The organism is Kribbella sp. NPDC026596 (assembly GCF_040638415.1).
Lineage (GTDB): Bacteria > Actinomycetota > Actinomycetes > Propionibacteriales > Kribbellaceae > Kribbella.
This window is the reverse complement of sequence record NZ_JBEZYF010000075.1, coordinates 1-17,265: the sequence shown is the minus strand read 5'-3', so window position 1 is coordinate 17,265 and position 17,265 is coordinate 1. Positions and strand designations below refer to the sequence as shown.

General features: G+C 68.1%; 21 protein-coding genes. 12 read left to right on the top strand and 9 right to left on the bottom strand.

The window, feature by feature from the left end; all coding sequences use genetic code 11:
* Positions 1 to 49 precede the first annotated feature (49 nt).
* Positions 50 to 991, top strand: coding sequence for a hypothetical protein (locus AB0E63_RS38945; RefSeq protein ID WP_360377604.1), 942 nt, complete (start codon positions 50 to 52; stop codon positions 989 to 991).
* 58 nt (positions 992 to 1,049) lie between these two features.
* Positions 1,050 to 1,370 (top strand): hypothetical protein, encoded by a 321-nt coding sequence (locus AB0E63_RS38940; RefSeq protein ID WP_360377601.1) that lies wholly within the window; start codon positions 1,050 to 1,052, stop codon positions 1,368 to 1,370.
* Between the two features lie 95 nt (positions 1,371 to 1,465).
* Here AB0E63_RS38940 and AB0E63_RS38935 read toward each other — a convergent pair whose 3' ends face one another.
* Entirely contained in the window at positions 1,466 to 2,785 is a 1,320-nt protein-coding gene (locus tag AB0E63_RS38935) for a Gfo/Idh/MocA family oxidoreductase (protein WP_360377598.1), read from the bottom strand.
* A gap of 78 nt (positions 2,786 to 2,863) precedes the next feature.
* Here AB0E63_RS38935 and AB0E63_RS38930 point away from each other — a divergent pair, with 78 nt between their 5' ends.
* Positions 2,864 to 3,835 carry a LacI family DNA-binding transcriptional regulator gene (locus AB0E63_RS38930; RefSeq protein ID WP_360377595.1) on the top strand — a complete coding sequence of 324 codons (972 nt, stop codon included), beginning with the start codon at positions 2,864 to 2,866 and terminating at the stop codon, positions 3,833 to 3,835.
* Here the strand turns inward: AB0E63_RS38930 and AB0E63_RS38925 are convergent.
* Positions 3,832 to 4,320, bottom strand: a complete 489-nt coding sequence (locus AB0E63_RS38925; protein ID WP_360377593.1) for an Lrp/AsnC family transcriptional regulator — start codon at positions 4,318 to 4,320, stop codon at positions 3,832 to 3,834. The two genes, AB0E63_RS38930 and AB0E63_RS38925, sit on opposite strands and share 4 nt — an antisense overlap.
* Positions 4,321 to 4,437: 117 nt before the next feature.
* On the opposite strand from AB0E63_RS38925, the gene AB0E63_RS38920 reads away from it, so the two are divergent.
* From AB0E63_RS38920 to AB0E63_RS38910, 3 genes are read left to right on the top strand one after another with little or no spacing between them, the layout of a single operon-like run.
* Positions 4,438 to 5,526, top strand: coding sequence for a thiamine pyrophosphate-dependent dehydrogenase E1 component subunit alpha (locus AB0E63_RS38920; RefSeq protein ID WP_360377590.1), 1,089 nt, complete (start codon positions 4,438 to 4,440; stop codon positions 5,524 to 5,526).
* A gap of 2 nt (positions 5,527 to 5,528) precedes the next feature.
* Positions 5,529 to 6,515, top strand: coding sequence for an alpha-ketoacid dehydrogenase subunit beta (locus AB0E63_RS38915; protein ID WP_360377588.1), 987 nt, complete (start codon positions 5,529 to 5,531; stop codon positions 6,513 to 6,515).
* A complete protein-coding gene (locus AB0E63_RS38910) occupies positions 6,512 to 7,930 on the top strand; it encodes a 2-oxo acid dehydrogenase subunit E2 (protein ID WP_360377585.1) in 1,419 nt (472 codons plus the stop codon). The genes AB0E63_RS38915 and AB0E63_RS38910 overlap by 4 nt, the downstream gene beginning before the upstream one ends.
* A 69-nt stretch (positions 7,931 to 7,999) precedes the next feature.
* Here AB0E63_RS38910 and AB0E63_RS38905 read toward each other — a convergent pair whose 3' ends face one another.
* Positions 8,000 to 8,707, bottom strand: a complete 708-nt coding sequence (locus AB0E63_RS38905) for a TetR/AcrR family transcriptional regulator C-terminal domain-containing protein (protein ID WP_360377583.1) — start codon at positions 8,705 to 8,707, stop codon at positions 8,000 to 8,002.
* 348 nt (positions 8,708 to 9,055) lie between these two features.
* Here AB0E63_RS38905 and AB0E63_RS38900 point away from each other — a divergent pair, with 348 nt between their 5' ends.
* Positions 9,056 to 10,063 (top strand): hypothetical protein, encoded by a 1,008-nt coding sequence (locus AB0E63_RS38900; RefSeq protein WP_360377581.1) that lies wholly within the window; start codon positions 9,056 to 9,058, stop codon positions 10,061 to 10,063.
* Between the two features lie 210 nt (positions 10,064 to 10,273).
* On the opposite strand, the gene AB0E63_RS38895 is transcribed toward AB0E63_RS38900, so the two are convergent.
* On the bottom strand, positions 10,274 to 10,423 hold the full coding sequence (locus tag AB0E63_RS38895) for a hypothetical protein (protein ID WP_360377579.1): 150 nt from the start codon (positions 10,421 to 10,423) through the stop codon (positions 10,274 to 10,276).
* On the opposite strand from AB0E63_RS38895, the gene AB0E63_RS38890 reads away from it, so the two are divergent.
* Positions 10,413 to 10,796, top strand: a complete 384-nt coding sequence (locus tag AB0E63_RS38890) for a class F sortase (RefSeq protein WP_360377577.1) — start codon at positions 10,413 to 10,415, stop codon at positions 10,794 to 10,796. The genes AB0E63_RS38895 and AB0E63_RS38890 overlap by 11 nt on opposite strands.
* A 174-nt stretch (positions 10,797 to 10,970) precedes the next feature.
* Positions 10,971 to 11,201, top strand: a complete 231-nt coding sequence (locus AB0E63_RS38885; RefSeq protein ID WP_360377575.1) for a hypothetical protein — start codon at positions 10,971 to 10,973, stop codon at positions 11,199 to 11,201.
* 246 nt (positions 11,202 to 11,447) lie between these two features.
* On the opposite strand, the gene AB0E63_RS38880 is transcribed toward AB0E63_RS38885, so the two are convergent.
* Both AB0E63_RS38880 and AB0E63_RS38875 read right to left on the bottom strand, forming a co-directional pair.
* Positions 11,448 to 12,275: an aldo/keto reductase gene (locus tag AB0E63_RS38880; protein WP_360377572.1), complete on the bottom strand. Its 828-nt coding sequence runs from the start codon at positions 12,273 to 12,275 to the stop codon at positions 11,448 to 11,450.
* Positions 12,275 to 13,462: an MFS transporter gene (locus tag AB0E63_RS38875; protein ID WP_360377570.1), complete on the bottom strand. Its 1,188-nt coding sequence runs from the start codon at positions 13,460 to 13,462 to the stop codon at positions 12,275 to 12,277. Before AB0E63_RS38875 ends, AB0E63_RS38880 begins: the two co-directional genes overlap by 1 nt.
* Positions 13,463 to 13,602: 140 nt before the next feature.
* Between AB0E63_RS38875 and AB0E63_RS38870 the strand changes: the two genes are divergently transcribed.
* Both AB0E63_RS38870 and AB0E63_RS38865 read left to right on the top strand, forming a co-directional pair.
* Complete coding sequence (locus tag AB0E63_RS38870) at positions 13,603 to 14,052, top strand: MarR family transcriptional regulator (protein ID WP_360377568.1); 450 nt, start codon at positions 13,603 to 13,605, stop codon at positions 14,050 to 14,052.
* A 1-nt stretch (position 14,053) separates the two neighbouring features.
* Positions 14,054 to 14,236 carry a DUF3099 domain-containing protein gene (locus AB0E63_RS38865; RefSeq protein ID WP_360377565.1) on the top strand — a complete coding sequence of 61 codons (183 nt, stop codon included), beginning with the start codon at positions 14,054 to 14,056 and terminating at the stop codon, positions 14,234 to 14,236.
* Here the strand turns inward: AB0E63_RS38865 and AB0E63_RS38860 are convergent.
* The 3 genes from AB0E63_RS38860 to AB0E63_RS38850 are packed head-to-tail and all read right to left on the bottom strand — an operon-like array spanning position 14,227 to position 16,036.
* Positions 14,227 to 14,634 carry a hypothetical protein gene (locus AB0E63_RS38860; RefSeq protein ID WP_360377562.1) on the bottom strand — a complete coding sequence of 136 codons (408 nt, stop codon included), beginning with the start codon at positions 14,632 to 14,634 and terminating at the stop codon, positions 14,227 to 14,229. The two genes, AB0E63_RS38865 and AB0E63_RS38860, sit on opposite strands and share 10 nt — an antisense overlap.
* Positions 14,631 to 15,149 (bottom strand): cation diffusion facilitator family transporter, encoded by a 519-nt coding sequence (locus AB0E63_RS38855; RefSeq protein ID WP_360377559.1) that lies wholly within the window; start codon positions 15,147 to 15,149, stop codon positions 14,631 to 14,633. The genes AB0E63_RS38860 and AB0E63_RS38855 overlap by 4 nt, the downstream gene beginning before the upstream one ends.
* A complete protein-coding gene (locus AB0E63_RS38850; protein ID WP_360377557.1) occupies positions 15,149 to 16,036 on the bottom strand; it encodes a LysR family transcriptional regulator in 888 nt (295 codons plus the stop codon). Before AB0E63_RS38850 ends, AB0E63_RS38855 begins: the two co-directional genes overlap by 1 nt.
* 71 nt (positions 16,037 to 16,107) lie before the next feature.
* On the opposite strand from AB0E63_RS38850, the gene AB0E63_RS38845 reads away from it, so the two are divergent.
* Complete coding sequence (locus tag AB0E63_RS38845; protein ID WP_360377555.1) at positions 16,108 to 17,160, top strand: SDR family oxidoreductase; 1,053 nt, start codon at positions 16,108 to 16,110, stop codon at positions 17,158 to 17,160.
* The last annotated feature ends 105 nt before the right edge of the window (positions 17,161 to 17,265 follow it).

Here is a 17,265-nt window from a genome sequence, read left to right as displayed (position 1 = left end):
CGATGACACGAGGGTCGGGAGAGCAAGATCCATCCCCTCGGAGGTTGTGATGCGTAAGCTCCCCGCCCTCATCGTCGCGACGACCGTTCTGGCCGCCGTTGCGCTCCCACCCGCCTCGGCCGCACGTCCCGCGGCTCAGGCTCCTACTGTGACGGCGGTCGCCGCCGAGCCCCCGTCGTACGTCGCGACGCCGCTGACGTCGTACGCCGCGTTCGACGCGAACCAGGCGGTCGCCGTCGACGCGAAGTACTTCTATGCGGTCAACAACACGACGATCACCAAGCACGACCGCCGGACCGGCGAGCCGCTGCTGCAGTTCGCCGGTGACAGCGGCGGCCCGTTCATCCACATGGACAGCGGGGTCGTTGCCGGCACCAAGCTGTACGCCGTCCACTCGAACTACTCCGACTATCCGATGGAGAGCTCGATCGAGGTGTTCGACACCAAGACGATGCGGCACATCGACTCGTACTCGTTCGGCATCTACCGCGGTTCGCTCACCTGGCTCGACTGGCACAACGGCGCGTGGTGGGCCGGGTTCGCGAACTACGACAACATCTCCGACGAGACCGGCAAGCCGTACGGCGAGACCTACAACACCCAGATCGTGAAGCTGAACGACAAGTTCCAGCCGCTGGCGTCGTACACGATCCCGAAGCCGATCCTGGACCGGTTCAAGCCGATGTCGAACTCCGGTGGCTCGTGGGGTCCGGACGGCCGGCTCTGGCTGACCGGCCACGACCTCGGTGAGGCCTATGTGATGGAGCTGCCGACGGCCGGCGCCGAGTTGCGCTGGGTCGCGACCGTCGACCTGCCGGACGTCCAGGGCCAGGGCATCGCGTGGGATCGCTCGAACCCGCGGAACCCGACGTTCTGGGCGATCAGCCGGCCGAACCGGCTGGTGCACACGTTCAGCATGCCGGTGAGCTCGATCAAGACCCCGGCCGCCAAGGGCTGGCAGGTCCTCGGCCCGGGCCAGTTCCGGAAGTAATTCCACCTCGATCGGGTAGCGGACAGCTCCTGTCCGCTACCCGATCGATGCTGGAGGCATGACCAACACAGCTACTTTCCACGCGTACTTCGGTTACCGCGACGCGGTCGGCGCACTCCGCTGGCTGGAGAAGGCCTTCGGGTTCGAAACCACGATGGAGGTCCCCGACGACAAGGGCGGCATCATGCACGCCGAGATGCGGTACGGCGGGGTCGCCTTCACCCTCTTCACCGACGAGGAAGGCTACGACCGGCCGGCCCGCAAGGGCGACACCGTCGGCCAGGGTGCCTATATCGCCTTCGACACCCAGGACGAGGTCGACGCCGTCCACGCCACCGCGGTCGCAGCCGCGCCGAGTCGATCTGGGAGCCGGCCATGACCGAGTGGGGCAACTACCGCTGCCGAGTCACCGACCCCGAAGGCCACGAATGGACCTTCGGCACCCACCGCCCCGGGCTCCCCGCCGCCTGGTAGTTACGGCTGGGGCCAGCCGCCCAGCTCCAGGTCGGCGATCACGACCGGCTGGCCGGTGGCCAGCGACTGATTGGCGGCGATGCCGACCGCAACCGCGCGTACGCCGTCGTGCACGTCGGCCGCGCGACCGAGGGGATCGTTGCCGGGACCGACGAACAGGTCGGCGTAGATGAGCCGGTCACCACCACCATGGCCGCCCTCGCCGCGCGGGATCTCGACCTCGACCGCGGGCGCCCAGTGCTTCTGCAGGACCAGCCGCTCGCCGTCGGACCGTACGTCGCCGGCGACCACGCGCTCCGACGGATAGCTCGGGTCGATCTGGTCGTCGACCACCGCGGCACGCTCGACGACCTCGAGCTCGGCGCGGCCCTCGGTGCCGTTGACCGAGACCCGGTACCCCTCCCAGGGTGAGTGGGCGTTGAGCGAGTAGCTGAGCCGGGCGCCGTTCGCGTACTCCGCGACCACGGCCATGTTGTCCTCGATCGTGATGCCCGGGCCGAACACGTCCTGGTCGCGACGATAGCCGTCGTACTGCTCGCTCTCCAGGTACAGCTGCCGGTTGACGTCGTCGGTGCGGAGATCCAGCAACCACGGATCGTTGGCCGATCCGTCGATCGTGCCGCGCTCAGGTCGTTGCCCAAGGCCACGAGCTGCGGCGTTGTCGGCGCCGTAGAAGAACAGGCCGCCGGACGCGTACACCTTGGTCGGCGTCGACGCGATCCACCAGTTCACCAGGTCGAAGTGGTGGGACGCCTTGTGCACCATCAGGCCGCCGGAGTTCTTCTTCTCCCGGTGCCAGCGGCGGAAGTAGTCGGCGCCGTGCCGGGTGTCGAGCACCCACTGGAACTCGACGCTGGTCACGGTCCCGATCTCGCCGTCCGCGATCAGCTGCCGCAGTGCACTGTTCCGCGGTGAGTACCGGTAGTTGAAGGTGACGACCACGGACTTGCCGGACTCGGCCATCGCCTCGACGATCTGCCGGGTGCCGTCGGCGTCGATCGTCAGCGGCTTCTCCACGATCACGTCCGCGCCGGCGCGCAGCAGCCGGGAGACGACCGAGGCGTGCGTGTAGTCGGGACTCGTCACGACCACCCGGTCGATCGACTGCTCCTTGACCATCCGCTCCAGGTCGTCGGCGCCGTACTGCGGGAGCTCCGGCCCGCCGAGCTCGCGGACGTACCGGTCGTGGAACGCCAGGCGGCCCGGGTTCGGGTCGAGCAGCGCGACCAGCTGTGCCTCCTCGGGGTGCGCCTCGATGATCGCGCGAACGTACGACCGCGCGCGTGAACCGGTCCCGGCGACTGCATAGCGTCTAGGCACGCAAGACTCCTTCTACTCGTGTAGAACAGGCACGCTAGCAACCGCTTTCCGGCTCGGTCAAGGCCGTACTATCGGCACATGCCGAAGGCCACCCCAGTCACCCGCAACGACGTGGCGCAGTACGCCGGGGTCAGCTCAGCGGTGGTCAGCTACGTGGTGAACGAGGGCCCGCGGCCGGTGGCGCCGGAGACCCGGCAGCGCGTCCTGGAGGCGATCCGCGTCCTCGGCTACCGGCCGAACGCAACCGCCCGCGCGCTCCGGATGGGCACCACCCGCACCTTCGGCCTGATCACGCCGGACGGCGGCAACCCCCTCTTCGCCGAGCTGGCCAAGGCCATCGACAAGGCCGCCTCCGCCCGCGGTTACGTAGTCCTGCAAACCGGAGCCGACGGCGACCCCGCCACCGAACGGTCAAAGGTCGCGGAACTGGTCGCCCGCCAGGTGAGCGGCCTGGTCCTGGTCGCCCCGACCGAAGACCCCGACCTCACCGAGATCGACATCCCGGTCATCGCGATCAACCGCGTACTCTCAACCGTCAGCTCGGTCCGACCGCAGTACCGCGCCGGTGCCCGCTCCGGCGTCGAGCACCTGATCGGCCATGGCCACCGAAGGATCGGGCTCGTGGTCGGAGGAGGCGGGCGGCGGCCGGAACGCGAGCTGGGGTGGCGGGACGCGCTCCGGCAAGCAGGTCTCGAAGATGGCCCCATCGCCCGCACGACCTTCAGCCGGCACGGCGGGTACGACGCGGGCCGTAGGTTGCTCGCAGCAACAAACAGGCCGACCGCGATCCTCGCCAGCTCCGACCTGCAGGCGGTCGGCGTGCTGCGCGCGATCCACGAGGCCGGCTTGAGAGTGCCCGACGACATCGCCATCGTGTCCTTCGACGGCACCGCGGAAACCGAGTACACCTGGCCACCGCTCACCGTCGTACGGCAACCGCTGGAACGGATGGCGCAGCATGCAGTCGCTCACCTGATCGACGGGCCAACCGCGGTGGCGGCGAAGACCTTCCCGGCTGAGCTGATCCTCCGGCGGTCCTGCGGCTGTTAGAGCGTGCCGAGGTCCTCGAAGATGAGGGCGGTCCGGGTTGCCAGCACCTCCGGGATCGCCTGGAGCTTCTCGAGGACGACGCGGCGGAGGCCTTCGTTGTCGGCCGCGCGTACCAGGAGGATTGCGTCGAAGTCGCCGCCGACCAGCGCCATGTGCTTGATTTCGGGGATCGCCTGGAGTTGCTGCCGCAGGGTTCGCCAGGAGCTTTGGCGGAGACTGAGCGTGACGTACGCCGACGTCGCGAGACCCAGTTTGAGGGGGTCCACGGTGACGGTGAAACCGGTGATGACGCCGTCCGTGGTGAGCCGCTCGACGCGGGCGTAGGCGTTCGCCCGGGAGATGTGGACCTGGTCCGCGAGGGCCCGGATCGAGAGCCGTCCGTCCCGCCCGAGCGCCTCGATGATCTGCCGATCGACCTCGTCCAGCGCCGGGGCGACGACCATCTGTCCAGGACCGGCCCGGTGGACCATCACCTCGTCGGACATCGTGTCCCTCCTTTGCGCCGGATTGAGCCAAACGTCTCGTGATTCTCACAGGTCTGGATCCGATTGGCCAGAAGGACGACGATGAGGCCACCGTCCGTCTCCTGCGCAGGAGGGTCCATGACCACGCTCGAGGAGCGCTTGCTCCCGTCTGCGGAACCCGTCCGGTTGATCGACCAGGACGGCGTACCGCATGACAACCCGTCGTACCGGCTGCCCACCAAGGAAGCCCTGGTCGACGGTTACGTTCAGTTGATCAAGGGGCGCCGGATCAACGACCAGGCCAGCGCCCTGGTCCGGCAGGGCCGGCTCGCCGTCTACCCGTCGTCGCACGGCCAGGAGGCTTGCCAGGTCGCGGCCACGATGGTGCTCCGCGAGGGCGACTGGCTGTTCCCGACGTACCGCGACACGGTCTCGATCGTGAGCCGCGGCGTCGACCCGATCGAGACGCTGACCCTGCTCCGCGGCGACTGGCACTCGGGCTACGACCCGTACGCGCGCAACGTCGCGCCGCAGTCGACGCCGCTCGCGACGCAACTCACCCATGCGGTCGGGGTCGCGCACGCGGCCCGGCTGAAGGGCGAGGACACGGTGGTGATGGCGCTCTGCGGCGACGGCGGCACGAGCGAGGGCGACTTCCACGAAGCGCTGAACTTCGCCGCGGTCTTCCACGCGCCGGTGGTCTTCTTCATCCAGAACAACGAGTACGCGATCTCGGTGCCGCTCGCCCGGCAGAGCGTGGCTCCGTCGCTGGCGCACAAGGGCATCGGGTACGGCGTCCCCGGAGAACGGGCCGATGGCAACGATCTCGCCGGGCTGCTCGCCGTACTCGGACAGGCTGTGGAGAAGGCACGAGCGGGTGAAGGTCCGCAGCTCGTCGAAGCGCACACGTATCGTGTGCAGGCGCACACCAATGCCGACGACGCGACCCGATACCGCGACGAGGACGAGGTCGCCCCGTGGCTGGATCGCGATCCGATCAAGCGGCTGGAGGCTTACCTCACGCAGGAGGGGTTGCTTGACGACTCGGTCAGGCAGCGGGCAGAGGCGTCGGCGGCGCAGGTCGCCGACGCGCTGCGCGACGGGTTGATGCCGGAGCCGAGCGTGGATCCGGCGGATCTGTTCGCGCATCTCTACACCGAGCAGACGCAGCAGCTGCGGGAGCAGGCCGCGTTCCTGCGCGACGAGCTGGCGCGAGAGGAGGCCTGATCATGACGCACGTGAAGATCTCCATGGCACAGGCGCTCAACCAGGCGCTGCGTGATGCGATGAAGGCCGACGACTCTGTGTTGATGTTCGGCGAGGACGTCGGTGCGCTCGGTGGTGTCTTCCGGATCACCGACGGACTGACCGCGGAGTTCGGCGAGGATCGTTGCTTCGACACCCCGTTGGCCGAGTCCGGGATCGTCGGGATGGCGGTCGGGCTGGCGATGAACGGGATGCGGCCGGTGGTCGAGATGCAGTTCGACGCGTTCGGGTACCCGGCGTTCGAGCAGATCGTCTCCCACGTCGCCAAGATGCGGAACCGGACCCGTGGGCGGATCACCCTGCCGATGGTGATCCGGATGCCGTACGCCGGTGGGATCGGCGGGGTCGAGCACCACTGCGACTCGTCGGAGAGCTACTACGCGCACACGCCAGGGCTGACGGTCGTTGCCCCGGCCACCGTTGCCGACGCGTACACCTTGTTGCGCAAGGCAATCGAGTTCCCCGACCCGGTCGTGTTCATGGAGCCGAAGAAGCTCTACTGGGCCAAGGAAGAGGTCGATCTCACCGAGGACCAGCCGGGGATCGGGACGGCCGTCGTACGGCGGGAGGGTGCGGACGCGACGTTGATCGCGTACGGGCCGTCGGTGCCGGTCGCGCTGGAGGCGGCCGAGGTCGCGGCGGCGGAAGGCCGGCAGCTGACCGTGGTGGATCTGCGGTCGATCGTGCCGTTCGACGACGAGACGGTGTGCGCGGCAGTACGGCGTACCGGGCGGGCTGTCGTGGTCGCCGAGGCAAGCGGGTTCGCGAGTGTGTCGTCGGAGATCGTTGCCCGGGTCACCGAACGGTGCTTCCACTCGCTGGCCGCGCCGATCCGGCGGGTGACCGGGTTCGACATCCCGTACCCGCCGCCGAAGCTGGAGAAGTACCAGCTGCCCGGCGTGGACCGCATCCTCGACGCCGTCGACGACCTCCAGTGGGAGGACTCGTGAACACCTTCCTCCTGCCGGACCTCGGCGAAGGCCTGACGGAGGCCGAGATCGTCCGCTGGCTCGTCAAGGTCGGCGACGTGGTCACCGTCGACACCCCGATCGCCGAGGTAGAAACCGCCAAGTCCCTCGTCGAACTCCCGTGCCCCTACGCCGGCGTCGTCGAGGAACTCCACGCCGACCCCGGCACCACAGTCCCGGTGGGCAAACCCCTCATCACCATCACCGAGGCAGACGCCGCCCCGGCGCGCTGCGAGTCGCCTGCAGGTGCCCGGCCGGCCCCAACCAGCCCGGGTCCGGACCAGGCCGGCGAGGCCTACCGGCAGGAAGAGCGCGCCGGCTCTGGCAACGTCCTCATCGGCTACGGCACAGGCGCCGGCGCCACCTCCGGCCGCCGCCGCAAACCCCGCCCCCAGCACCAGCCGGCGAGCTCCGCCGCCCCTACCACCCCGACGCGCAGCGCCGCTCCCACCACCCCGACGCGCAGCGCCGCTCCCGCCACCCCGACGCGCAGCGCCGCCTCCAACGACCCGGCGCGGAGCGCCGTGGCTTTGGTGATTTCGCCGGTGGTTCGGCGGTTGGCTCGGGACGCTGGCGTGGATTTGAAGACGTTGAGGGGGTCGGGTGAGGGTGGCCTGATTGTGCGGCGGGATGTTGAGCAGGCGATCGCCGAGAGGTTCGAGAAGCCGCAAGCCACCCAGCAGCTCGAGTCCCGGACCGGGTTGGCGGAGTTGCGGCGGGAGCCGATGAGTGGGTTCCGCAAGGCCGTGGTGGCGACGTTGAGCCGGAGCCGCGCGGAGATTCCGGAGGCGACCACCTGGGTTGACGTGGATGCGACCGCACTCGTGGAGCTCAGGGAATCGTTGCGTTCGGCAAAAGACTCCGGACCGGGCTTGCTGGCGTTGATGGGCCGGTTCGTGGTGGCCGGCCTGTTGAAGTACCCGGAGTTGAACGGGTACGTCGACACCGAGCGCGAGGAACTCGTTCAGTACGACGGGGTCAACCTCGGCCTGGCCGCACAGACGGATCGTGGACTGATGGTGCCGGCGGTAGCGAACGCGCACCGGCTCACCGCGCGCGAACTGGACGCCGAGATCCGCCGGTTGACCGAATCCGCGCGCACCGGCCGGCTCACGCCGTACGAGCTGGGCTGTGGGACGTTCACGCTGAACAACTACGGCAGCTTCGGGGTGGACGGGAGCGCGGCGATTATCAACCACCCGCAGGTCGCGATCCTCGGCGTCGGCCGGATCATCGATCGGCCGTGGGTGGTCGGCGGTGAGCTCGCGATCCGCAAGCTCACCCAGCTCTCACTCGTCTTCGACCACCGGGTCTGCGACGGCGGTACCGCGGCCGCATTCCTCCGCTTCGTCGCCGACGCCTTCGAGAACCCGGCGTCCGCCTTCGCAGACCTCTGATCGCCGACCTTGGGCACGGCTCAACCGCGAACGCCGAGCAGAAATGGTTGAGCGGTGCTCAAGGTGGTGTCAGGACAACTCGCGGGGGCGGAGGCCGATGAGGATCACGCGGAGGCCTGAGGCGAAACGCGCCTCGGGTCCGGCGAGGCTCTTGCGGCTCAGGTACGACGCGAGACTGGCCGCGTCCAGTCCGAGCTGACCGCCGGCCTCGCTCGCCCACCGGAACTCGTTCATCCCGCTCCGCCGGATAACGGCCGCCCACGCCGAGTCGGTGACGGCCGACCCGATCAGATAGTGGAAGATCGCCGACACCGCCGAGTCCAGATGCGCGCCTTTGAACCCGGCCGACTTCAGCGTCGTCTGTACCCGGTCGGTGAGCGCCTGGTAATTGGGTCCGAGCCCAGCATGTGATGCGAGCAGTTGCGGCGCCCACGGGTGTTCCCACAACGCGTGGTACGCCGCTTGCACGACCACCGTCACCTGTTCACGCCAGTCGGGGTGATCTGCCGGCACCAACGCTTCCGCGAGTACTTCGTCGACCGCGAGCTCGAGCAGGTCGTTCTTGTTCGCGATGCGCCAGTACAGCGCCGAGGTCGCGGCGGTCCCGAGCTCGGCCGCCATCAGCCGCATCGAGAACGCGTCCAGACCTTCCCGGTCCAGCACTTTGATCGCCGTACGAACGATGTCGTCCCGACTCAGCCGGTTCCGCGTCGGCTCCGGCTCGTCCCGCAACCACACCGACCCCAGCACCGTCTTCTGATCCGCTTCACGTGCCACGCGCGGGAGCCTAGTGATACGTCGTGTCAGATCCAAAAACAGTGTGTCATTGGAGCGGCCAACTACTCTGTGGTCTACTCCTGAAACGGTGCGTGACGAAAGGTAAAGAACACGGCGAGTCGTTGCTACGGAACTTGCGTGTCGTGGTCCGCATCGCCAACATACGTACGGTCGAAGTTCCTGTTTTTGGGGCCCGGAACAATGGGGGACGGAACGCCGACGTCGGCCGGCTTCAGTAGTGAGGCCTGGCGTGTTTTGCATGGGTCCAGTCCGGGGGGATCACTCGGGGGACCGCCGACGATCAGGCCGGTCCCGTCTAGACCGGCCTCAGACATGGGGATGGAATTTGTGAACGACATAACTCCGGGTGCGAAGGTCAGCTGGAAGAAGTCCCGGGTGGTTCAGTTGCTGGGCGGAGCGGGTGCGGTCGCACTCGTGCTGGGAGGCGTCACGCTGGCGCTGGCCCCGTCCGCCTCGGCCGACGGAAACATCATCGACGGCAACCCGACGTGTGAGGACGTGATCCCGGGTTCGACCGAGATCAAGTTCGACCCGCCAAACTCAGGTACGAAGAGCGAGGGCGGCGTCTCGGTGACCATGACGGTGCGCGACCTGGCGCAGGACGACCCCGACCACCCCGGTGACCAGAAGGGCGACAACGTCATCGACTTCACCGCATCCGGCGGCGTCGTTCTCGGCGTCCTGGTGAAGGGTGGTCCGGCGGCGAACTGGTACAACTACCAGCCTGCTGGGAAGACCTCGGGCACCGCCCTGCACCCGCCGGTGAACTCGAACAACGACAAGTTCTACGGCCTCAGCCACGTGAACTTCTGCGTCAAGGAAGGCACCACGACGACCCCGCCGCCGTCCGAGACGCCGAGCGAGACCCCGTCGGAGACCCCGAGCGAGACGCCGTCGGAAACGCCGTCGGAGACTCCTTCGGAAACGCCGTCCGAGACCCCGTCTGAGACGCCGTCCGAGACCCCGTCTGAGACGCCGTCCGAGACCCCGAGCGAGACGCCTTCCGAGACGCCGAGCGAAACTCCCTCGGAAACCCCGTCCGAGACTCCTTCGGAAACCCCATCCGAGAGCCCGAGCGAGTCGCCGTCCGTGAGCCCGTCGGAGAGCCCGAGCGAGTCGCCGGTTCCGTCGGTCCAGCCGTCCAGCACGCCGAGCGTGCCGGGTGCCCCGGTCCCGACCGAGGTCGAGGCCGGTCAGAACGGCGCTACGCAGAACGCCTCCGCGATCACCAGCCACCAGAGCCTCGGCGGTATCGCCCTGCTCATGCTGGGTGGCCTGCTCGTGCTCGCCGGTGTCCTGAAGGCACTTCAGACCCGCGGTCAGCACTCGGCCTGACATGTACGCAAAGCGTCGCCGTCCCGGCCGTGCTCGTTCGTCTTGGTGGACGATCGGGGCCGTGACGGCCGGCGTCGCACTGCTGGCCGTTGGTGGTCACCAGCAGTTGAGTTCCAGCAACACAGCTGAGGGCCAGCAGCCGAGCGCTGCTGGCCCTCGGGCCGTTTCGACGACGCCACGATCCGCCGGTGCGACGCCCGCCGTCCCAGGTCAGTCGCCGTCGAAGTCGTCGTCAAAGGCAACGAACCCGAACAGCTCGACACCTCCGTCCGAGGTCCTGAGCACGGCCCGGGTCCGGCCGTCGACCCCGGTGAAGGTGACCGTGCCGAGCCTGGGCATCTCCGCCCGCGTGCTCAGCATCCGTGCTCGCGGTGGCACGCTCATCCCGCCGTCCAATCCACGCCTTGTCGGCTGGTGGTCGGACGGTGCGGCGCCCGGCGCGACCAGGGGTTCCGCGATCATCACCGGGCACACCGTGCACACCGGCGGTGGTGCTTTCGACGAGCTGGGTCGACTGTCCGCCGGTGACGCGGTCAGCGTGACCACCGGGCGGGGGACGATCACCTACGTGGTCTCGTCGGTGACGACGTACGGCAAGAAGGCCCTGGCCAAGCAGGCCGCGCAGGTGTTCAACCAGAGCGTCCCCGGCCGCCTCGTCCTGGTGACCTGTGAGGACTGGGACGGTACGGCGTACCTCAGCAACGCCGTCGTCATCGCCACCCCCAAGAAGTAGCCACTCGCGACCAACGACTATGAAAGTCTGCGGGGATGAACTCGGCACACTTGGGCGTCTACGGCGACTGGATCGAGCAAGCGACCGCTCCGGCTCGCCGTGAGGCCGCACTGCCGGCGAGAGCACAGGTCCGGGACGCCGTACTGCGTATGGTCCAGACGGCTGGGGGTAACGATGGCCCGGCAGCTGTCCGGGTCGAGCGGCGCTGGTCGGCCGACGGACTGGTCGGCGAAGGACCAGCTGTTCCCGTTGGCCGGCGCCGAAGCTGCCCACGACCGGATCGCGGCGCACTACGCCGCAGCAGGTGCGTCAACGTCCCACACCGGTCAGTTCTTCGATGGCCCGCACAAGTTCGATCGCGCCATGCAGACCGCAGCCTTCGGTTGGCTGAGCGACGTCATGTGAACTGCTGAGTCCCGAGGTGAGGCGCTCGAGCCACCACGCGTGGAACCGGGCTGATGGTTGCGGGAACACGCCGCGCAGCCGATCGCGTCGCCGATCCACAGGTCGCCGGCGCGGCCCGGTGGTGAGTACTGATACGCGAACCGCCGCCGGCTGTGCTCGGCGAGCTCGCTCCACTCAGCTTCCGGGAGGTGCTGCGGCAGGAACCCGGTGAGGTCGGACATCCGGGGATGGTAGGAGGACCCGGGGTCAGGCGACGTTGAAGGTGTCGGGGTCGGGGCCGGTGCGTTCGCCGCGGTCCAGGTCGGCGATCGCGGTGACGTCGTCGGCGGAGAGGGTGAAGTCGAAGACGTTGAGGTTCTCGCGGATGCGGGACGGCGTCACGGACTTGGGGATGACGATGTTCCCGAGTTGGAGGTGCCAGCGGAGCACGATCTGCGCGGGGGTGCGGTCGTACTGCTTGGCGATCGTCGCGATGATCGGCTCGGTGAGCAGCTCGCCGCCCTTGGCCAGTGGGCTCCAGGCTTCGGTGTGGATGCCGAAATCGCTGCCGTACGCGCGGACCTCCGCCTGCTGGAGGTACGGGTGGAGCTCGACCTGGTTCAGCGCCGGCGTGATGCCGGAGGTCTGCGCGAGGCGGTCGAGGTGTTCGGGCTGGAAGTTCGAGACCCCGATCGCGCGGACACGGCCATCGGCGTACAACTTCTCGAGAGCACGCCAACTGTCGGCGTACAGGTCGCGCGCCGGCGTAGGCCAGTGGATCAGGTACAGATCCAGGTACTCCAGGCCGAGCAGCGAGACGCTCCGGTCGAACGCCTTCAAAGTGTTCTCGTAAACCTGGTCGGCGTTCCACAGCTTGGTGGTGATGAACAGGTCCTCGCGGTCGATGCCGGAGGCAACCAATGCCTGACCGACACCAGCCTCGTTCTGGTACGCCGCCGCCGTGTCGATACTGCTGTAACCGGCCTCCAAGGCATGAGTCACGGCGGTCGCCGTCTCGTCGTTCGGGACCTGGAAGACGCCGTACCCGAGCTGGGGCATCTCGACGCCGTTGTTGAGCTTCACGGTGGGGATCATCAGTAGCTTCCTTCAGGCAGGAGGGAGGAGACGCGTGCGGCAGTTCGGCGGCGGTCGAGTAGGCCGGAGGTGAGGGCGACGAGGAGACCGGACGCGGCGAGGGCGGCGCCGACCCAGTTGGGTGCGGTGTACCCGAGACCGTGCTCGATGGTGAGCCCGCCGAGGTACGCGCCCGCGGCGTTGCCGAGGTTGAAGGCGGCGATGTTGGCCGCGGACGCTAGCGCCGGCGCGCCTTTCGCCTTGTCCATCACCCGCTTCTGCAGCGGCGCCACAGTGGCGAACCCGGCCGCGCCGAACACCGCGATCGTCACCGCGGACGACACGCGCCCATGGGCGGTGAACACGAACACGACCAGTACGGCGGCCAGCAGCGCGAGGATCACGTACAGACTCGGCATCAGCGACCGATCCGCCGCCTTCCCGCCGAGCAGGTTCCCGACGACCAGCCCGCCACCGAAGAGCACGAGCAGCCAGGTCACCGCGCCGGCCGAGAAGCCCGCCACCTCGGTCATCATCGGCGCGATGTAGGTGAAGGACGCGAACACCCCGGCGAACCCGAGCGCCGTCATCGCCAGCGCCAGCCACACCTGCACATTGCGGAACACTGCCAGTTCACTCCGCAGCCCCGGCCCTTCGGACGTGTCCTGCCGCGGGACGAGGAAGACGATGCCAAGCAGACCGACCACGCCGAGCGCGGTCACTGCCCAGAACGTCGACTGCCAGCCGAAGTGCTGCCCGAGCGCGGTCCCACCCGGTACGCCGAGGACGTTCGCCACGGTCAGCCCGGTGAACATCAGCGCGATCGCACTCGCCTGCTTCGCCTTCGGTACGAGCGATGCCGCGACCACCGAGCCGACGCCGAAGAACGCTCCATGGGACAGCGCGGCCACGATCCGTCCGGTCATCAGAACGCCGTACGACGGAGCGACGGCGGACAGCAGGTTGCCCGCGATGAACACGCCCATCAGCGCGATCAGCACGGTCTTGCGGGACACCTTGGACCCGATCGCGGTGAGCAGCGGGGCGCCGACCACCACGCCGAGCGCGTAGCCGGAGATGAGCAGACCGGCGGACGGGATGCTGACGCCGAAGTCGGTAGCGACCTCGGGCAGCAGACCCATGATGACGAACTCGGTGGTCCCGATCCCGAACGCACCGATCGCGAGAGCCAGCAGGGCTGCGGGCATGACTCGTCTTCTCCTCGAATGTAGTCTTATGACTGTTACCGGCGTGCGGTGACTATTTCAAAGCCACATAGTTGCACACGCGGGCTATTGCACAAGCGCTATGATGGCGGATGCAATCGTAAAGTTCAAGTGGAGGAGCCGTGGGCCTACCGGATGACGCCGCCGAGGCGCGGGCGCAGGGGTGGCGAACCCTGGCCGCTCTGCATGCCCGGATCGAGGACGAGTTGGAGCGCGCGCTGCAGAAGCAGCACGGCTTGTCCGTGAGCGAGTACAGCGTTCTCGACGTACTCGCCCGCCAGGACGACTACCACCTGCGGATGAACCAGCTGTCCAACGCCGTCGTGCTGAGCCAGTCCGCGACGACCCGGCTGGTGAACCGACTGGAGGATCGCAAGCTCCTGCAGCGGTACCTGTGCCCGACCGACCGCCGCGGCATCTACACCGAGGTCACCGAGGCCGGCCGCGACCTGCTCGACCAGGCCCAGCCGACGCACGACGCCGTACTCACGGCTGCCCTGAGCAAGGCCGCGGAGCTGCCTGAGCTAGCTCCGCTGGTCGATGCCCTGGACAGGCTGACGCTGAAGGTCTGAGATGGCCCGCCGGTACGACAACCGGAAGCTCTACTACTGGCTGATGGGCAGTTGCCTGGTCCTGATCGGGCTGGCCTGGTTCGTCGTCCGCCTGTTCTCGATCCCGGTCGCGATCGGGATGAGTGCGGTCGCGGCCGTGCTCCCGCCGATCGCGGTGATCGTGGCCAACTGGGGTCAGGACTGAACCCGGTCGCCCGGTGTCGGGTCCAGATAGAGGTGCCGGACCATCGGGTACTCCCGGCGTACGTCGGCATCGATCCGCTCGGCGAGCTGTTCGATCGCTGAGCCCGTGGTCCGCATGTCGGCGAGGTCGACCGTCGCCACCACCAGCACCTGATCCGGCGCGAGCCGCAGGCTGAGCAACTCGAGGACACCTTCGATCCCTGGCGTGTCGTCGATGATGCCGCGGATCTGCCGCTGGACGTCGTCCGGCAGTGCGCGGCCGATGAGCATGGCCTTGTTGTCCCGGCCGAGCGTGAACGCGACGACGATGAGCAGCAGTCCGATGGCGATCGACGCCATGCCGTCCCAGACGTGGTGGCCGGTGACGACCGCCAGGGTGACTCCGATCGCCGCGATCACAGCCCGATCAGGGCGGCCGAGTCCTCGAACGCGACCGTCTTGACTGCCGGCTCCGCGTTCTTCAAGTGGGTCAGGAACGGTACGCCGTGCTCGCGGGCCTCACGTCGTACCTGCGTGATCGCACGGAGCCAGGATGTCCCCTCGAAGAGGAAGGAGAGCGCCAGCACCGAGTAGATCATCGCGAGCGCCGCGATCGGCTCGGGGTCGAACACCGCGCGCACGCCCTCGGCGATCGAGAACCCGGCGCCGAGGACGAGGATCCCGACCGCGGCGAGCAGGGACCAGAAGTAGCGTTCCATCCCATAGCCGAACGGGTGCCGCGCATCGGCGGGCTTGCGGCTGCGACGCAGCGCGGTCAGCAGGAACGCCTGGTTGAGCGTGTCGGCGACCGAGTGCGCCGCCTCGGCCAGCAGCGCGGTGGAGCCGGACAGCAGGCCGGCGACGACCTTGGCGATCGCGATCGCAAGGTTGGCCGCACCGGCCAGGAGGACTGTGCCGTCGGATTCTTCCGCCATCAACTCCGCGTGCCCGCGCCGCCACTGCTCCAAACCAGGACGTCGATGAAGGCGGCGGCGAGCGGGTCGGGTTCGCCGCGGGTGTATGCCGTGAGCGTGCGATGGACCGGCGGATCCGGGTGCAGGACGTGACCGTCGAAATCCTTGGGCAGGATGTTGTCCGGAACCAGCGCCGGTCCGAGGCCGGCGGCGGCCAGCGCCGGTGCGGCGGCGGTCTGCTCGGTCCGTACGGCGACGCGCGGCTCGAACCCTGCTTGCGCACAAGCGAGATCGAGTACGTCGGCCAGCCCGTGGCCCGGGGTGTAGTGGACCCAGGCGCGGTCGGCGAGATCCTTCATCGGGACGGAGTCTCCGACTGCGGCGGGATCGTCGGCGGCGACGACCACGACCAACTCCTCGGTCCCGAGCGTACGACTGACGCCCGACCAACCGGCCGGTTCGGGGCCGACCGCGAGATCCGCCTCACCGGCGTTCATCGCTGCGATGAGCTCCTCGGTGTGCCGGTGCTCGAACAGGCGGATGCCGACTTCGGGATGGGTCTGCCGCCAGTTTCGCAAAGCCTTGGGGAGCACGCCCAGCGTGATCGAGTACAGCGTCGCAATCTGCAGCTCGCCGACTTCCAGTCCAGCGGCCTGACGCGCGGCACAGCGTGCGCGGTCCGCATCGGCCAGGGCGGCGCGGGCGTGCGGCAACATCGCGCGGCCGGTCGGGGTGAGCCGGACGTTGCGCGGCAGTCGCTCCAATAGCGGTCCGCCGGCGGATCGTTCGAGCGTACGGATCTGGTGCGACAACGCCGGCTGACTCACGTGCAGCGCCTCGGCCGCCTTGGTGAAGGACCCCAGGTCGACCACGGTCACCAGGTACTCCAGCTGCCTGAGCGTTGTCATGAATTCAGTTTATGGCTCTGGTGAAAAGCATGTCTTGGATTTATCCGCGCAGGTCAGCGAGGCTGTTGGGTATGGAGAACGTGGCTTTGGTGGTCGGTGCCCGCGGTGTGATCGGGACGAATCTGGTCGAACATCTGTCGTCGCTGCCGGACTGGCGGGTGATCGGGCTGTCCCGTCGCGGCGGGGTCGACGTCCCCGGTCGGGTCCGGCATGTCGCCGTCGATCTGCTCGATCCGGACGACACCCGCGCTCGGCTGAGTGGGCTGTCCGAGGTGACCCACATCTTCTACGTCGCCTATCAGGATCGGCCGACCTGGGCCGAACTGGTCGCACCCAACCTCGCGATGCTGGTCAATGTCGTCGACGCGATCGAGCCAGTCGCTGTGAGGTTGCGGCATGTGAGTTTGATGCAGGGCTACAAGGTGTACGGCGCGCACCTCGGGCCGTTCAAGACGCCGGCTCGGGAGGACGATCCGCCGCATCTGCCACCGGAGTTCAACGTCGATCAGCAGCGGTTCCTGGAGAACCGGCAGCAGGGTAAGGCGTGGACCTGGTCGGCGTTGCGGCCGTCGGTCGTCGGTGGTGTCGCGCTCGGCAACCCGATGAACCTGGCCGTCGGGATCGCTGTGTACGCGTCGCTGTCGAAGCAACTCGGCGTACCGCTGCGGTTCCCGGGCAAGCCCGGTGCGTACGACGCTCTGCTCGAGTTGACCGACGCGGGATTGTTGGCCAAGGCAACGGTCTGGGCCGCGACCGCGCCGGCCGCGGCGAATCAGGCGTTCAACATCACGAACGGCGATCTGTTCCGGTGGAACGAGCTGTGGCCGAAGCTCGGTGCCTGGTTCGGCCTCGAGGTCGCGCCGCCGCTGCAGATGTCCTTGACGGATGTGATGGCCGACAAGGCGCCGGTGTGGAAGGAACTGCAGGCGACGCACGGACTGGCCTCGACGTCCTTCGAGGAGGTGTCGTCCTGGCCGTTCGCGGACTTCGTCTTCGGTTGGGACTACGACTTCTTCGCCGACTCGTCCAAGGCCCGCCGCGCCGGTTTCCACGAGTATGTAGAGACCGAGCAAATGTTCTACGACATCTTCACCGACCTACGCCGGCGCCAGATCATCCCGTGACCAGGCCCATCCCCGCCGGTCACGGGGCCTCCCGTCCTGGACTGAGGAGCGCAGGGAGCGAAGCGACCGAAGCGACGAGGGAAGGACGGGAGCCAGGGCCCCGTG

Bases quoted from the DNA above. Each gene is read 5' to 3' on its own strand.
- AB0E63_RS38945 (WP_360377604.1), top strand. From the start codon at position 50: ATGCGTAAGCTCCCCGCCCTCATCGTCGCGACGACCGTTCTGGCCGCC.
- AB0E63_RS38940 (WP_360377601.1), top strand. From the start codon at position 1,050: ATGACCAACACAGCTACTTTCCACGCGTACTTCGGTTACCGCGACGCG.
- AB0E63_RS38930 (WP_360377595.1), top strand. From the start codon at position 2,864: ATGCCGAAGGCCACCCCAGTCACCCGCAACGACGTGGCGCAGTACGCC.
- AB0E63_RS38925 (WP_360377593.1), bottom strand. From the start codon at position 4,320: ATGTCCGACGAGGTGATGGTCCACCGGGCCGGTCCTGGACAGATGGTC.
- AB0E63_RS38920 (WP_360377590.1), top strand. From the start codon at position 4,438: ATGACCACGCTCGAGGAGCGCTTGCTCCCGTCTGCGGAACCCGTCCGG.
- AB0E63_RS38915 (WP_360377588.1), top strand. From the start codon at position 5,529: ATGACGCACGTGAAGATCTCCATGGCACAGGCGCTCAACCAGGCGCTG.
- AB0E63_RS38895 (WP_360377579.1), bottom strand. From the start codon at position 10,423: ATGCTGAGCACGCGGGCGGAGATGCCCAGGCTCGGCACGGTCACCTTC.
- AB0E63_RS38885 (WP_360377575.1), top strand. From the start codon at position 10,971: ATGGCCCGGCAGCTGTCCGGGTCGAGCGGCGCTGGTCGGCCGACGGAC.
- AB0E63_RS38880 (WP_360377572.1), bottom strand. From the start codon at position 12,275: ATGATCCCCACCGTGAAGCTCAACAACGGCGTCGAGATGCCCCAGCTC.
- AB0E63_RS38875 (WP_360377570.1), bottom strand. From the start codon at position 13,462: ATGCCCGCAGCCCTGCTGGCTCTCGCGATCGGTGCGTTCGGGATCGGG.
- AB0E63_RS38865 (WP_360377565.1), top strand. From the start codon at position 14,054: ATGGCCCGCCGGTACGACAACCGGAAGCTCTACTACTGGCTGATGGGC.
- AB0E63_RS38855 (WP_360377559.1), bottom strand. From the start codon at position 15,149: ATGGCGGAAGAATCCGACGGCACAGTCCTCCTGGCCGGTGCGGCCAAC.
- AB0E63_RS38850 (WP_360377557.1), bottom strand. From the start codon at position 16,036: ATGACAACGCTCAGGCAGCTGGAGTACCTGGTGACCGTGGTCGACCTG.
- AB0E63_RS38845 (WP_360377555.1), top strand. From the start codon at position 16,108: ATGGAGAACGTGGCTTTGGTGGTCGGTGCCCGCGGTGTGATCGGGACG.